The 14915-nt window shown below is 57.4% G+C and carries 11 protein-coding genes; 3 read left to right on the top strand and 8 right to left on the bottom strand.

The genetic code is table 11. The features are described 5' to 3' along the window. Positions 1-8: 8 nt before the first annotated feature. Both PM04_RS04290 and murJ read left to right on the top strand, forming a co-directional pair. Positions 9-2711, top strand: a complete 2703-nt coding sequence (locus PM04_RS04290; RefSeq protein ID WP_234702805.1) for a [protein-PII] uridylyltransferase — start codon at positions 9-11, stop codon at positions 2709-2711. 3 nt (positions 2712-2714) lie between these two features. Continuing rightward, positions 2715-4250: a murein biosynthesis integral membrane protein MurJ gene (gene murJ / locus PM04_RS04285; RefSeq protein ID WP_038004093.1), complete on the top strand. Its 1536-nt coding sequence runs from the start codon at positions 2715-2717 to the stop codon at positions 4248-4250. Here the strand turns inward: murJ and PM04_RS04280 are convergent. Beyond that, entirely contained in the window at positions 4247-4930 is a 684-nt protein-coding gene (locus PM04_RS04280; protein ID WP_038004092.1) for a rhomboid family intramembrane serine protease, read from the bottom strand. The genes murJ and PM04_RS04280 overlap by 4 nt on opposite strands. 143 nt (positions 4931-5073) lie before the next feature. Here PM04_RS04280 and trpS point away from each other — a divergent pair, with 143 nt between their 5' ends. Then, a complete protein-coding gene (trpS, locus tag PM04_RS04275) occupies positions 5074-6096 on the top strand; it encodes a tryptophan--tRNA ligase (RefSeq protein WP_038004091.1) in 1023 nt (340 codons plus the stop codon). Positions 6097-6099: 3 nt separating this feature from the next. Here trpS and PM04_RS04270 read toward each other — a convergent pair whose 3' ends face one another. From PM04_RS04270 to PM04_RS04240, 7 genes are all read right to left on the bottom strand, one after another. Next, on the bottom strand, positions 6100-8514 hold the full coding sequence (locus tag PM04_RS04270) for an ATP-binding protein (protein WP_152593957.1): 2415 nt from the start codon (positions 8512-8514) through the stop codon (positions 6100-6102). A gap of 181 nt (positions 8515-8695) precedes the next feature. Next, complete coding sequence (locus tag PM04_RS04265; protein WP_081945917.1) at positions 8696-9463, bottom strand: TIGR02186 family protein; 768 nt, start codon at positions 9461-9463, stop codon at positions 8696-8698. Next, entirely contained in the window at positions 9463-10383 is a 921-nt protein-coding gene (locus tag PM04_RS04260) for a sulfite exporter TauE/SafE family protein (protein WP_038004087.1), read from the bottom strand. Before PM04_RS04260 ends, PM04_RS04265 begins: the two co-directional genes overlap by 1 nt. 133 nt (positions 10384-10516) lie before the next feature. Next, complete coding sequence (locus PM04_RS04255; protein WP_038004085.1) at positions 10517-11320, bottom strand: purine-nucleoside phosphorylase; 804 nt, start codon at positions 11318-11320, stop codon at positions 10517-10519. Next, positions 11304-12269 (bottom strand): ABC transporter permease, encoded by a 966-nt coding sequence (locus PM04_RS04250; RefSeq protein WP_038005058.1) that lies wholly within the window; start codon positions 12267-12269, stop codon positions 11304-11306. The genes PM04_RS04255 and PM04_RS04250 overlap by 17 nt, the downstream gene beginning before the upstream one ends. After that, positions 12269-13345 carry an ABC transporter permease gene (locus tag PM04_RS04245; RefSeq protein WP_038004083.1) on the bottom strand — a complete coding sequence of 359 codons (1077 nt, stop codon included), beginning with the start codon at positions 13343-13345 and terminating at the stop codon, positions 12269-12271. Before PM04_RS04245 ends, PM04_RS04250 begins: the two co-directional genes overlap by 1 nt. After that, on the bottom strand, positions 13345-14913 hold the full coding sequence (locus PM04_RS04240; protein WP_038004081.1) for an ABC transporter ATP-binding protein: 1569 nt from the start codon (positions 14911-14913) through the stop codon (positions 13345-13347). Before PM04_RS04240 ends, PM04_RS04245 begins: the two co-directional genes overlap by 1 nt. Positions 14914-14915: the final 2 nt, after the last annotated feature.

Raw genomic sequence — 14915 nt, 5'->3', positions numbered from 1 at the left:
TCGAGCCTATGCTCGATGCGCTCGAAGCAGCGCTTGCCAACGCGCCCGACAGCGGCGCGGTCCGCAAGGCAACCGTTGAGACGTTGGGCGACGCCCGCACCCTTGGCCGCGACGCCATTGCCGCCGGGTTTGAGGCCGACCCAAGCCGCGCCCGCCGCGTCACCCATGCCTACAGTTTTCTGACGGATTGCATCGTGGAATGCGTGTTTCACGTCGCCACCCGCATCCTACACCCAAACCCGCACCCAACTGAGGGCGAACAGATCGCGGTGCTGGCCGTAGGCGGCTATGGGCGCGGCGAAATGGCCCCCCATTCCGACGTCGATCTGCTATTTCTCACGCCCTACAAAATGACCCCTTGGGTCGAGAGCGTGATTGAATCCATGCTCTACATGCTGTGGGATTTGAAGCTGAAGGTCGGGCATTCCAGTCGCACCGTAAAGGATTGCCTTCGCCTTGGGCGTGAGGATTTGACCATCCGCACCGCACTTCTAGAACAAAGACTTATCTGCGGACGCGGCGCCTTGGCCACGGACCTGCGGGACCGGCTGTGGGCTGAGTTGTTTTCCCAAACAATCCCCGAGTTCGTTGAAGGAAAGCTCATCGAACGCAGCGAGCGGCACCGCAAACAAGGCGGTCAGCGTTATATGCTGGAGCCGAACGTCAAAGAGGCCAAGGGCGGCCTTCGGGACCTTCAGACGCTGTATTGGATCGCAAAGTATCGCTACGGCGTGCGCGACGCCGCAGACCTTGTGGATTTGGGCGTCTTTCGTCCCGAAGAATTCAGAAGCTTCGAAGCCGCAGAGCGGTTCTTGTGGTCCGTACGCTGTCACCTGCATCTGGTCACAAACCGCGCCGCCGATCACCTGACGTTCGACATGCAGGTCGAGGTTGCCGCGCGCTTGGGCTATACCGACCGGGGCGGGCGACGCGGCGTTGAACACTTTATGCAGGCCTACTTTCGCCACGCAACCAAGGTGGGTGAGCTCACGCGCATCGTGCTCACGGCACTTGAGGCCGACAACACCAAATCAAAGCCCGGCATCTTTGGGTTCCTGCGTGGCAAACGCCCCAAGAAACTAAAAGCCCCCTACGTGCTGCACCAAGAACGCATCAACGTTGAGGATGAGGCCGCGTTTCTGTCCGACCCGCTGAACCTGCTACGCGTGTTCGAAGAGGCCTTGCGCACTGGCTTTTTGCTGCACCCCGATACGATGCGGCTGATCTCGGCCAACCTGCACCTGATCGACCAGCGGATGCGCGAAACACCCGAGGCGAACAAATTGTTCCTTGGGCTGATGCTCAAACACGGCAATCCCGAACGGTCCCTGCGGCGCATGAATGAGCTGGGCGTTTTGGCCGCGTTCTTGCCGGAATTCGCGCCTATCGTCGCGATGATGCAGTTCAATATGTATCACAGCTACACGGTTGATGAGCATACGATACAGGTCATCTCAAACCTTGCAGAGATTGAGCGCGAAGAGCTGCGCGATGACCTGCCGCTGGCTTCATCCATCCTAAAGGACGGCGTTAACCGCCGGGTCCTGTACGTGGCGATGCTGCTGCATGACATCGGGAAAGGGCGGCCCGAAGATCACTCGGTCCTTGGGGCACAGATCGCCCGCCAAGTGGCCCCCCGCTTTGGCTTGCGCAAAGAAGAAGTCGAAACCGTCGAATGGCTGGTGCGTTATCACCTGCTAATGTCCGACATGTCGCAAAAGCGGGATATTTCCGACCCCCGCACAGTGCGCGATTTTGCCAAAGCCGTCAAAACGCGCAAGCGGCTCGACCTGCTGACTGTACTCACCGTGTGTGACATTCGCGGCGTTGGCCCCAACGTGTGGAACAACTGGAAAGCGCAGATGCTGCGCGCCCTGCACCGTGCCACGGCCCTCGCGCTAGAGAACGGGCTAGAGGACGTGAACCGCGAAACCCGTGAGGCCAAGGCCCGCAAATTGTTCCGCGATGCGATGCCCAATACATGGACCGAAACGCGCCTCCGCGCCGAGATTGGGCGCCACTACGGCACCTATTGGCAGGGCCTGCCCACCGGGGCGCAAGTGCGCTTTGCCCATATGTTGCAGGACATTGCCGCCGACGAATTCAAGGTTGAGCTGGAACCCGATGAGGAGCGCGATGCGACCCGCGCGCTGTTTGCCAACGAAGACCACCCCGGCGTGTTCACCCGGCTTGCGGGTGCGCTGTCGCTCGTGGGGGCCAACATCATCGACGCCCGTACGTTTACCTCTAAGGATGGATACGCGACGTCGGTGTTCTGGCTCCAAGACGGCGACGGTCACCCCTATGAGGCCAACCGCCTGCCCCGCCTGCGCGGCATGATCGAAAAGACCCTGCGCGGCGAGGTCATCACCTCTGACGCGCTTCAGGGGCGTGAAATCAAGAAACGCGAGCGGCCCTTTGCGGTGCCCACGTCGATCACCTTCGATAACGAAGGTTCAGAGATTTACACAATCGTTGAGGTCGACACACGCGATCGCCCCGGCCTGCTGTATGACCTGACACGCACCCTCGCGGACGCGAATATCTACATCGCCACCGCCACCATCGCGACCTACGGCGCGCAGGTGGTAGACGTGTTCTACGTAAAGGACATGTTCGGGCTCAAGCTACATTCCAAGTCTAAACAAGCCGATCTCGAGAAAAAACTGCGCGCCGCGATTGCGCGCGTCAAGGAACGGGCGGGCGCCTAAGACATGCTAAGAGGGTTCCTGACTGTCGGAGGCTGGACAATGGCCAGCCGCGTGCTGGGCTTCATGCGCGACATCTTTATCGCGCGATTTCTAGGGACAAGCGGCGTGGCCGAGGCGTTCCTGATCGCCTTTTCCCTGCCCAACATGTTCCGCCGGTTTTTCGCAGAAGGCGCGTTCAACATGGCCTTTGTGCCGATGTACGCCAAAAAGTTAGAGGGCGGTGAGGACGCGGATGACTTTGCCCGCGATGCGTTCACGGGGTTATTCGTCATCCTATCGGTGTTCTCCGTTTTGGGCATGGTGTTCATGCCTGCGCTGGTCTGGGTAATGGCCTCTGGCTTTACGGCGGATGAACGGTTTTCTCTTGCGGTGATCTACGGGCGCATCGCGTTTCCCTACATCCTTATGATCTCACTTGCCGCACTGGTATCAGGACTACTGAATGCCAACAGCCGGTTTTTGGCGGCGGCGGCGGCCCCTGTTTTGCTCAACCTTGTGTTCATTGCGGGCATGCTGGGTGTGGCGGTCTTTGGCACGCCAACACCATCGGCCATCGGTATCGCGCTGGCATGGTGCGTGCCTGTGGGCGGCATGGCCCAATTGGGCTTGGTCTATTGGGCGGCACGCCGGGCGGGCCACACGCTTACGATCCGCCGCCCCCGTATGACGCCGGAACTTAAACGGCTCGCCATCATCGCAGGGCCCGCAGCTTTGGCGGGCGGCGTTATGCAAATCAACCTGTTGGTCGGTCGCCAAGTCGCCAGCTATTTTGAAGGCGCGGTCGCGTGGCTGGCCTATGCCGACCGGTTATACCAATTGCCGTTGGGGGTTGTGGGCGTCGCAATCGGCGTGGTCCTCCTGCCCGATCTGGCGCGCCGTGTCCGCGCCGAGGATGAAGCTGGCGGCCAAGAAGCGTTTTCCCGCGCGGGAGAGTTTGCTCTACTCTTGACCATTCCAGCAGCCGTCGCCCTCGTGGTGTTGGCTGTCCCGCTTGTGTCCGTCTTGTTTGAGCGCGGAGCCTTCAACGCCGACGACACCGCCTTTACCGCCCTCGCGCTAATCGTTTATGGCGCGGGCCTGCCTGCTTTTGTCCTGCAAAAGGTGTTTCAGCCCCTGTTTTTCGCCCGCGAAGACACCAAAGCCCCCCTGCGCTATGCGGTGATCTCACTGTTCATTAACGCCGCTGTCGCCATTGGCCTCGCTCCGTTCATCGGCTTCATGGCCGCTGCACTTGGGACCACGCTCGCGGGATGGAGCATGGTTTGGCTGTTGTGGCGCGGCAGCCGCGATATTGGGCAGGCCGCAACCTTTGACGCCCAATTCAAAGGCCGCATTTGGCGCGTGATCTTTGCGTCACTCATCATGGGCGCAGTTTTGTGGTTCGCCGAAATTACCCTTGGCCCAGTGCTGGGCATGGACGGTTGGCGGTATCTCGGCTTGGCCATTTTGGTCGCAGTAGGCATCGCAACATACGCAATCGCAGGCCAGCTATGCGGCGCATTCCGGTTGCGCGAACTGCGGGCGGCGTTACGGCGCTAGCGACGCAGGCTGTCGCGCAACCGGGCCCATCCGCCCGGGATCAAGAAAAACGACATCCCAAAGCCTGCGACGAAACCCGCCAAATCCGCCGTCCAATCCCCGGTTGATCCGAAAAGTGCTGCGAACAAAAGCTGAATACCCAACAGGAAACCGATCAGGGAAAATGCCTTCATGGGGGCCTCACCCATAACGCGCGCGCGCACCCACAACAGGAAAGTGAACGCGCCGATCAACCCGTAAATGCCCGGGTAACTGCCGACCAAGGGCGTCAGGAATTCAAACAGATAGCCGTAGACGAACGCGCCAAAGATTGAGGCGCCGAAGAAGACGGCAAGTAGCCGCCATCCCCCGAACGCACCCGAAATCGCCTTGCCTATGGCCAGGATAAACACCACCGAAAACAGCACATGCGTGAAGCTGAGGTGCAGGAACGGGTAGGTCACAAACCGACGCAAATGTTCGAGCGGGAATTGCCCCGTCGTGATCATCCAATCCAGGATTTCGCCGCTAAAGCCGAAGTCGCTGATGGCGTTGATCCGCCAACCGATGCCGCCATCTCCGCCCAAATATCCTGCTTGCGCGAGGGAAAACATCCCCTCGACCCCGCCGATAACCGCCGCCAAGGCGACAACAGTGCGCGGCACATCAAGAAAGGGAGAGGCGTTTGGATCGGCGTTCATACATACGGGTCCTGTGCGAGTGTTGGCCCACGCCTAGCGCGGAATGCCCCCCAAGACCAGTCGCAGCCTGCCCCTTTGGTTGACGCCCCAGCACCGCCTCGCTAAGCGAAAGGACCACTTTCGATCCGTTCCATGAGGCCACCATGTCCGAAGCCCAATTCACCAAGCGCGTTTTTTCCGGCATCCAACCGTCGGGCGGTTTGACGCTGGGCAATTATCTGGGCGCGATGAAGCGGTTCGTGGATATGCAAAACGAAGGCTCATTCGAAACGGTCTATTGCATGGTGGACCTACACGCGATCACGACCGTGCTGAACGATCCTGCCGCATTGCGCCACAACACGCGGGAATTGTGCGCGGGCTTTATCGCCAGCGGGATCGACCCCGAAAAATCGATCCTGTTCAACCAATCACAAGTCCCCGAGCACGCGCAATTGGCTTGGATTTTCAATTGTGTGGCGCGCATGGGCTGGATGGGCCGCATGACTCAGTGGAAAGACAAAGCAGGCGAAAATGCGGAAGGCGCGTCCCTTGGGCTGTTCGCATATCCCGCGCTCATGGCGGCTGACATTCTGATCTATCACGCAACGCACGTCCCCGTGGGTGAGGACCAAAAACAACACCTTGAGCTGACGCGCGATATCGCCGCCAAGTTCAACCACGACTTTGGCGTAGATTTCTTTCCGATCACTGAGCCAGTGATTGAAGGGGCTGCGACACGGGTGATGAACCTGCGCGACGGTACCAAGAAGATGTCAAAGTCGGACCCATCGGACATGACCCGGATCAACCTGACGGATACGGCCGACCAAATCGCGAAAAAGATCAAAAAGGCCAAGACTGATCCCGACCCGCTGCCCGAAACGCTGGATGGCCTCGACGCGCGGCCAGAGGCACGCAACCTTGTGAACATCTGGGCCGCCTTGACCGAAGAAACCCCCGCCGCAGTCGTAGAGGCCAATGCGGGCAAATTGTTTGGCTACTTCAAGCAAGACTTGGCCGAAATCGCCGTGGACAAACTCGCGCCGATTTCCACGGAAATGGGTCGCCTGATGGAAGACACTGCCGAGATTGACCGCATTCTTGCGCGCGGCGCGGAACGTGCCCGCGAACTTTCTGAGCCGATCCTCAAGCAAACCTACGAGATCGTTGGGATGGTGCGCTAAACGCTAATTCACGGCCTGCGCCTGTGGAATATCAAAATGCCTCTCGTGATGTTCGAGGCATTCAATAAGCGTTGCCAATAACTGCTTTTTTTGCAGCGGCTTGGACAGGAAATCGTTCATGCCTGCGTTCAAACATGCTTCACGGTCACTCTCAAACGCATTGGCCGTAAGGGCGATAATCGGCGGTTGCGGCAGGTTCATCGCACGAATGCGGCGCGTCGCCTCGACACCGTCCAGCTTGGGCATCGACATATCCATTAACACAATGTCAGGCTGGACCTGCTCAAAGACGTCAATCCCCTCCAACCCGTCTTTTGCATCCCAAATCTCGAGCCCTGCATCCTTAAGAAAGCGGTGAATGAGAAAGCGGTTGGTGCCGTTGTCTTCAACCAAAAGCAGGCGCAGACCCCGCAGAACACTCAGATCGATAGGGCGTTCGACGGCCTCAATGATCGGTACATCAACCGCTGGCGCCACTTGGATCGTGAAGGAAAAGCACGTCCCCTTACCCAGCGCCGAGCGCACCGAAATCGCGCCATCCATTTGATGAACCAAATGGCGAGCGATCGACAAACCAAGGCCTGTTCCCCCGAATTTCCGCGCAATACCTGCGTCGGCCTGCGCAAAGCGGTCGAACACATGGGGTATCTGCTCATCCGAGAGGCCAATACCGGTATCCTCAACCTCAATGTGTAATCGATGGGGGTCTTTCTTATCACTGTTTGCGCGCAAGGTGATTTGACCTTCGGAGGTGAACTTCACCGCATTTCCCAGAAGGTTCAGCATAATCTGACGGATACGCCCATCATCACCAGACACAAAATACGGGAGGTCATCAGACATCTCGACCGCAATCTTCAATCCCTTGTTCAGGGCTGTCGCGCGCACCAGCCCCACGGCCCCTTCGATACATTTTCTGAGGTCAAAATCATGCGATGAGATTTCTAGCTTGCCGGCCTCAAGGCTAGAAAGATCGAGAATATCGTTAATGATGGCCAATAACGACTGAGCGGATTCATGGACAATTTTGACATGCCCGCGCGCCTCTGCCGGAAGCTTGGCTTCCTTCAGCAGGTCAGACATTCCGATGATCCCGTTCATGGGCGTGCGAATTTCGTGGCTCATGGTGGCGATAAACGCGGATTTGGCTTCTGTCGCCCTCTCGGCAACATTCCTTGCCTCGGCAAGCTCGTGTTCCTGACGCTTTGTCGCGGTGATATCTCGCTCAATCGCAGCGGTGAAAATCACCTCACCTGTTTCGTCCCGGGTCGGCACCAAATACGTCTCTATCCAGAGTTTACGTCTATCCTTGGTGTAGTTTAGGATTTCGGTCCGATAAGGGTGACCCGCCGCCAAATGTTCCCGGATTTGCTTAATCGTGTCTTGACTGGTCTCCGGACCATTGAGGATTTGCGCAGGCGTCTTTCCAATGGCCTCGTCAAAGCTATAGCCTGTTAAGACCGTAAACGCCTTATTCACCCATTGAATGCGGCCGAACTTATCACTGATCACGATGCTATCGGACGCGGATTCGACCACCGTAGACAGCTTTTTCAATTCTTGGCTTTGTTCGCGCAACTGGCGTTCGTTGCGAGACAACGATTTGACCATCACATTTCGCTGCTGTGAGATACTGCACATCAAAAATGTGGGAACCAGCACCAAAAGCCCAACCAAAATGACGGGCACACGCACCCACCAACTGGCAAAATGCGACGTGGACCAGCCAGCCTGCGGAATAGCCGCAAGCTGCCATGACCCCACCGGCAGATTGATCGTGCTGAGTACCGCATCAGAGTTAAAAATCTCTTCATCGCCAAAAAAAACATCACCACTGGCGCCTAGACCGTTTCGTCCACGTATCGCGAAAGACAACCCTAGCTCAGGGTCCAAAAGCCCCGCACTTTCGTACAATTGGTATTCATCTAAGACGCTAGAAACGATGCCCCAAAATACCTCAACCCCGTCGCGTTCGACAAAAATGGGGAACCGCGCGACGAAACCTGTGCCCCCGCCTTTCAACAACTCAATCGGACCTGAAAACACCAGATCTCGCGTGATACGCGCCTGCTCGGCCAACTTGGAAATTGCGGCATTTTCGTTATAGTTCAGCCCAATAACATTTTGATGCCTTTCGATCGGATGAACGAGCGTGACGACCAAATCGGGGGCAATCGCGATCCCGTAGAAATCCTCATTACCATCAACAACCAGGTGCGAGAGCGCGCTGAATTCCTCTTGGTTCATCTCGGGATGCAGTGACACGCTGGCGACTAGGCCACGCAAAAGCTGTACGTCGGAATGAATGATGCCCTCCATTCGGGATTGCACCTCACCAACGGATTTGCGCACCTCAGCGCGTTCTGCCTGCGAATGAATGATGTCGGTTTGCCGTTCGATGAAGGCAAAACTGATCAAAAAGACCCCAAACACGATCCAAGCGGGTAAAAACGCCTTATTAAGAAGCCTTTGGCCTCTGAGCCTAGTCCAATGCTGTTCCAAACATCCAAGCCTTTTCCCATGAACCGTTTTTCGGTTTTAAGGCTGAAGGATTAACAGGCTGTTAACGATATTTACATTTAACGCAGAACGTTGATTTTCAACGAATAAATCGGAACACTGCAGAGGCCATCCACCCTGCCGAAATCGCAATAAACAATGATAGCAAGCCGTAAATCAGCGGCTGTTCGTGCGCGAGATTGTAAATGAAACGCTCTAGCCCGACTTTGCTAACCTCAATGACATCATTGTAAATGGCCGTAACCTCACCCCCGCGGGTCAGGAAAATCCGGGTCTCATAGGCGCCTTCTACCAGATTGGCGGGCAATCGAATTTCTGTATTAAACAGTGTCTCTTGTACCAGTTCGACCGAGCCTTCGGAGGTAACATACAGCTCATCATTGGCGCGAATACGCATTAACGCTTCGGTAAAGGACTGCGCGTCAGAAATGGAGGCAGGCGCACCAACGGACCGAATGGCACGCGCAACAGACACCTTGTGACGTTGATCTTCGGTCTCGGTTAACACATCACCTAGCGCACCGGATGTCGCGACCGCGTAAAAGCTTGGCGCGGCATCAATATCAACCGACTCCGTGTTGACCCAAATCCCTAACCGCCGGTCTTTTTTCCGCACGGTAACCGGCTCAGACGGGCCACTGACGGTGATGATCACCTCAAGCGGGGGCGTGCCAACCGGCACCGGGCGGGACCGTTTGACCGCGCCAAACACGAGGATTTCAGAGCCATCAAAACTGGTGTTAATCGACACGCGGTTCTGGCTCAGATCGGCCACGACATCCTCAGCCGCAAAGGCGTGGGCCTGCGCGGGCAACAACAGGCAAAGAAGGGCAAACAGCCTGCGCATCAGCCGTGCCCCCCTGTTCCGATTGAATAGATTTCAGCCGGTGTGAGCAGTAGATCCAACGCCAGCTTGCCGCATACCGCCAGCACCATGATCGCGAGCAGGATACGCAACTGCTCCGCCTTCAGCTTCACGCCAATCCGCGCACCAATTTGCGCGCCGATCACGCCGCCAATCAACAACAGAACCGCAAGGATCATGTCGACCGTGTAGTTCGTCGTCGCGTGCAGCAGCGTGGTAAACGCGGTCACAAAAATGATCTGGAACAGCGACGTTCCAACAACGACTTTTGTCGGCATACCAAGGATATAGATCATCGCCGGCACCATGATGAACCCGCCGCCAACACCCATGATCGCAGCCAAAATCCCGACCAAAACACCCACAACAAGCGGCGGAATGACCGAGATATAGAGACCAGATGTGCGGAACTTCATCTTGAACGGCAGCGCGTGGATCCATGTACGCTGTTTGCGAATGACCTTGGTCGTGCCCGGCGCCCGGGACCGCCGGATCGCGCGCAGGCTTTCGATGAACATCAAGCCGCCGATAAGCCCCAGGAAGACGACGTAGCACAGCTTAACCAGCAGATCGACTTGGCCCATTTCGCGCAAAAGCGTGAAAACCTCCACACCGACGGCTGCCCCCACAAGGCCGCCAACCAGCAAAACCCCGCCCATTCGGAGGTCGACAGTCTGTCGTTTCAGGTGCGCCAACACCCCGGAAAAGGACGAAGCAACGATCTGGTTCGCCTCAGTCGCCACGGCCACAGCGGGGGGAATGCCGATGAAAAACAGCAGCGGCGTCATAAGGAACCCACCGCCCACGCCAAACATGCCGGACAGCACTCCAACGATCCCTCCCAATCCCAAAAGGAGGAAGGCGTTCACCGAAACTTCGGCAATTGGCAGGTAAATTTGCATTGGCTGGGTCCACCAGGCGTGGCTTTTCCCCTTAAAAGCCGATTACCGGATGAAAAGCAAACCCAACCGCCGGGAAAATGAGACGCAGCGCCTCAATTTCTAAAGTGGCACGATGGGCCCGCAGAAACTGGACCTAAAAGTCGCGCAAAAACTGTCGGAGGACCTTTTCTAGCTTGGCCGCGCCAAGAGGAGCCATCGCCTTAGTGTGCTCATGACTGATCTTTTCATTCGACAGGCCAGCGGCCTTGTTCGTAATCGTTGAGATCGCGGCCACTCGTAGCCCCAAGAACCGAGCAAGGATTACTTCGGGCACCGTCGACATGCCAACAGCGTCAGCCCCAAGCGTACGAATGGCTCTGATTTCGGCGGGGGTTTCAAATGACGGGCCCGAATACCAAGCGTAGACGCCTTCGGCCAAGTCAACGTCTTGCGCCTGCGCTGCTGCCCGCAGCTGTGCCCTTAGGGTCGTGTCATGGGCATCCGTCATCGGCACAAAGCGCGCATCGGTAGGTTCGCCAATTAACGGATTCAGCCCAGAAAAGTTAATGTGGTCCGACAGCAACATGATGTCGCCGGGATCAATCTCTGGATGAAGTGAGCCCGCCGCGTTCGTCAGCAAAACGGCCTCAGCGCCAAGCGCCTTCAGCACCTCAAGCGGCAAGCGCATCGCGTCGCCGCGTCCGTTTTCATAGTAGTGTGCCCGGCCGCCGAAGATCGCGACGCGCTGACCCTCCAACTCACCGATCACAAGGTGCGGCGAGTGACCGGAGACACCAGCGTGCGGAAAGCCATTTAGCTCGTCATACGGGATACTGACCCCGTCCACAGCCTCCGCCAAATGACCAAGGCCAGAGCCGAGGATCAGCCCAAACCGTACCGGCGCATCACCTGCAATCGCGCGGATCTGGGCGGCCAGTGCCTCAGCGTTCTTTGACATAAGGCTCACCTCCGGCGCGGGGCGGGATCGCCTTGCCCACAAAACCCGCGAGGATCACAACCGTCAGGATATAGGGCAACGCCTGCATGAACTGCGACGGAACCGCGATGCCCAGCAGTTCGATTGATTGGAAGCGGTTGCCAATGGCCTCAAGGAAACCAAACAACAAGCACGCATAAAGCGCATACCACGGCCGCCATTTCGCAAAAATCAGCGCCGCAAGCGCGATGAACCCGCGCCCAGCAGACATGTCCTTAACGAAGCCCGCCGCAAGGCCAGTCGCAAGATAAGCCCCTGCAATACCGCACAAAACGCCACAAATCCCAACCGCATAGAACCGCAAAGCAACAACCGAGACACCTGCGGTATCCACCGCTGCGGGGTTTTCACCCACCGCGCGCAGGCGCAGGCCAAACCGCGTGCGAAACAGGACCCACCAGCTAAGCGGAACGAACAAAAGCGCCACATAAACGAGTGGTGAATGACCTGAGATCAGCTCGGCATATATGGGGCCAAGAACCGGCACTGGCGCCAAGGCGTCTGCGAAGGGAAGCGTCACCTCTTGGAACCGGCCGCCCCCCTCTAGGGCTGGGGTACGTCCCCCCAAATCAAACCACGCCTGCCCGATGACAACCGTCACACCCGCCGCCAGAAAGTTGATCGCAACGCCCGAAATCAGCTGGTTCCCCCGAAAGGTAATGGACGCCAAACCGTGCAACAGCGACAGAGCAAGCGACGCCACGATAGCCGCCAGAAGCCCGATCCAGACATTGCCTGTAAAGGCGGCAAAGGCAGCTGCAAAAAACGCGGCCATCAGCATCTTGCCCTCGAGCCCGATGTCGAAAATCCCAGCCCGTTCTGAGAACAATCCCGCAAGACACGCCAACAGCAATGGTGTCGCCATACGCACCGTGCTGTCCAAGATTTGAAGCACTCCGAGCAGGTCCATCATGCGGCCCTCTTGTTCAGATTCACAAAGAACCGTTCAACCGGAGAGCGCACCATATTGTCGAGCGCACCGGTAAACAAAATGACCAAAGCCTGAATGACCACAATCATCTCACGGGTGATCGCGGGTCGTTCAAATTCCAACTCGGCCCCGCCCTGATACAACATCCCAAACAGCAGCGCCGCGAGGAAAACACCAACAGGATGCGAGCGACCCATCAGCGCCACTGCGATGCCCACAAATCCCGCGCCCTGCACAGGGTCTAGAACCAGCCGTTCGGCCTCTCCCATGACCGCATTGATCGCCATCAACCCGGACAATCCGCCCGAAATAAGCATCGTCATCATGATGATCCGAACCGGCGAAATACCTGCGTACAAGGCCGCAGGTTCCGAATGTCCGTAGGCGCGGATCTCATAGCCCAATCGCGTGCGCCAGATCAAAACCCAAACCGCAACACAGGCCAGCAACGCCACGACGAATGTAACGTTCAATGGCGTTGACCGGGGGAAACCAACCCACGGCAGCACGTCATTTGCGTTGGGCAACGACACGCCAAACCGTGCAGTCTCGGGCGACATGGAGCCTGGGACCTTAATCACGTTAACCAGCAAATAGACCAGTAACGCGGATGCGATAAAGTTAAACATAATCGTGGTAATCACGATGTGACTGCCCCGCTTGGCCAACAAATAGGCCGGGATCGCAGCCCAAAATGCGCCGAACGCCATTGCCCCCACCATCGCCGCCAAAAGCGCGATGGACCAGTGCGGCCACGGCAAAGCCAGCAGCACCAACGCCACGCCCAGCCCGCCAAGGCCCGCTTGGCCTTCGCCCCCGATGTTGAACAACCGCGCATGGAATGCCACGGCGACGGCCAACCCGGTGAAGATGAAATTGGTGGTGTAATACAGCGTATAACCCCAGCCATAGGGAGACCCGACGGCCCCCTTCACAAGGATCGCAACGGCCTCAAAAGGGTTCTCACCGATATAGGCCACAACCAGCCCGGACACGAACAAGGCCAAAGCCAAATTGATCAGCGGGATCAAAAGGATATCAACCCATTTGGGCATCACGCGGCTCCCTGCTGAACGCCAGCCATCAACAGGCCAAGCTCTGTCTCATTGGTCTCGGACGGTAGGCGTTCGCCCATGATTTGGCCGTCAAACATCACTGCGATGCGGTCTGATAGAGCCATAATTTCATCCAGCTCGACCGACACCAAAAGCACCGCCTTGCCTGCATCACGCAGGGCCACGATCTGCTTGTGGATGAACTCAATCGCCCCGATATCCACGCCGCGCGTCGGCTGACCGATCAACAAAAGGTCCGGGTTACGCTCGATCTCACGCGCGACAACGATCTTTTGCTGATTGCCACCAGAAAAACTTTTGGCCTGCAAATTCGGGTTGGGCGGGCGCACGTCAAACCGCTCCATCTTGTCGATCGTGTCCTGCTTCAGAGCCCGATTATTCATGAAAATGCCGCTGCTGTACGCAGGATCGTGATGATAGCCAAAACCGGTGTTTTCCCACGCATGATAGTCCATGATCAGGCCTTCACGCTGGCGATCCTCGGGCACATGGGCAATGCCGCTCGCGCGGCGTGACCGACCATCAGAGTACCGCCCAGACAGATCAATCGCCTGTCCATTTAGCCGAACGACACCATCACCGGTGGCATATCCGCCCAATACCTCCAACAGCTCGGACTGACCGTTGCCAGCCACGCCAGCAATGCCCAGAACCTCACCCGCGCGGATATCCAAACTCACGCCCTTTAGCCGCTCAACCCCCTGAGCGTCGCGCACCCGCAGGTTTTCAACCTCAAGCACTGTCTTGCCCGGGGTGGCGGGCACTTTGTCGACCCGCAAAAGCACTTTGCGCCCCACCATCAATTCCGCCAATTGCTCGGGGCTGGTGTCGCGTGTTTTAACTGTCGCGGTCATCTCACCACGGCGCATCACGCTCACGGTATCCGTGATATCCATGATCTCACGCAGCTTGTGGGTGATCAGAATAATCGTCTTGCCCTGATCGCGTAGCCCTTTGAGAATACGAAATAAATGATCTGCCTCAGACGGGGTCAACACGCCCGTCGGCTCATCCAAGATCAAGATATCCGCCTGCCGATACAGCGCCTTCAGGATCTCAACTCGCTGGTGCAGACCGACCGAAAGGTCCTCAATCACCGCGTCGGGATCAACGTCCATCTCATAGTCTTTGGCCAGCTGGCCCAACAGTTTGCGCGCCTTGCCAAGGGACGGCTTCAACAGCCCGCCCTCCTCGGCACCTAGGATCACGTTTTCCAAAACTGTGAAATTCTCAACCAGTTTAAAGTGCTGGAACACCATCCCGATGCCCGCAGCAATCGCCGCCTGACTGTCGGGGATTGCAGTCTTTTGACCACCGACAAAAATCTCGCCCGCATCGGCTTTGTAGAACCCATACAGGATCGACATCAGCGTGGATTTACCCGCACCGTTTTCGCCAATAATCCCGTGGATCGTGCCTTTTGCGACCTGAATTGAGATATCCTTGTTGGCCTGCACGGGCCCAAAGGACTTGGAAATTCCCCTCAATTCAATAGCAAGGGCGGCCCCGTCGGACCGCCCCTGTTGAAGAGTTTGCACGTCAGACATGC

Source organism: Thalassobacter sp. 16PALIMAR09, assembly GCF_000765485.1.
Taxonomy (GTDB): domain Bacteria; phylum Pseudomonadota; class Alphaproteobacteria; order Rhodobacterales; family Rhodobacteraceae; genus Thalassobacter; species Thalassobacter stenotrophicus.
Note: the sequence above shows the minus strand (reverse complement) of the source record. Positions and strands in the feature narration are given on the sequence as shown.

Bases quoted from the DNA above. Each gene is read 5' to 3' on its own strand.
- PM04_RS04260 (WP_038004087.1), bottom strand. From the start codon at position 10,383: ATGCAAATTTACCTGCCAATTGCCGAAGTTTCGGTGAACGCCTTCCTC.
- PM04_RS04265 (WP_081945917.1), bottom strand. From the start codon at position 9,463: ATGCGCAGGCTGTTTGCCCTTCTTTGCCTGTTGTTGCCCGCGCAGGCC.
- murJ (WP_038004093.1), top strand. From the start codon at position 2,715: ATGCTAAGAGGGTTCCTGACTGTCGGAGGCTGGACAATGGCCAGCCGC.
- PM04_RS04255 (WP_038004085.1), bottom strand. From the start codon at position 11,320: ATGTCAAAGAACGCTGAGGCACTGGCCGCCCAGATCCGCGCGATTGCA.
- PM04_RS04280 (WP_038004092.1), bottom strand. From the start codon at position 4,930: ATGAACGCCGATCCAAACGCCTCTCCCTTTCTTGATGTGCCGCGCACT.
- PM04_RS04240 (WP_038004081.1), bottom strand. From the start codon at position 14,913: ATGTCTGACGTGCAAACTCTTCAACAGGGGCGGTCCGACGGGGCCGCC.
- trpS (WP_038004091.1), top strand. From the start codon at position 5,074: ATGTCCGAAGCCCAATTCACCAAGCGCGTTTTTTCCGGCATCCAACCG.
- PM04_RS04250 (WP_038005058.1), bottom strand. From the start codon at position 12,269: ATGGACCTGCTCGGAGTGCTTCAAATCTTGGACAGCACGGTGCGTATG.
- PM04_RS04245 (WP_038004083.1), bottom strand. From the start codon at position 13,345: ATGCCCAAATGGGTTGATATCCTTTTGATCCCGCTGATCAATTTGGCT.
- PM04_RS04290 (WP_234702805.1), top strand. From the start codon at position 9: ATGCTCGATGCGCTCGAAGCAGCGCTTGCCAACGCGCCCGACAGCGGC.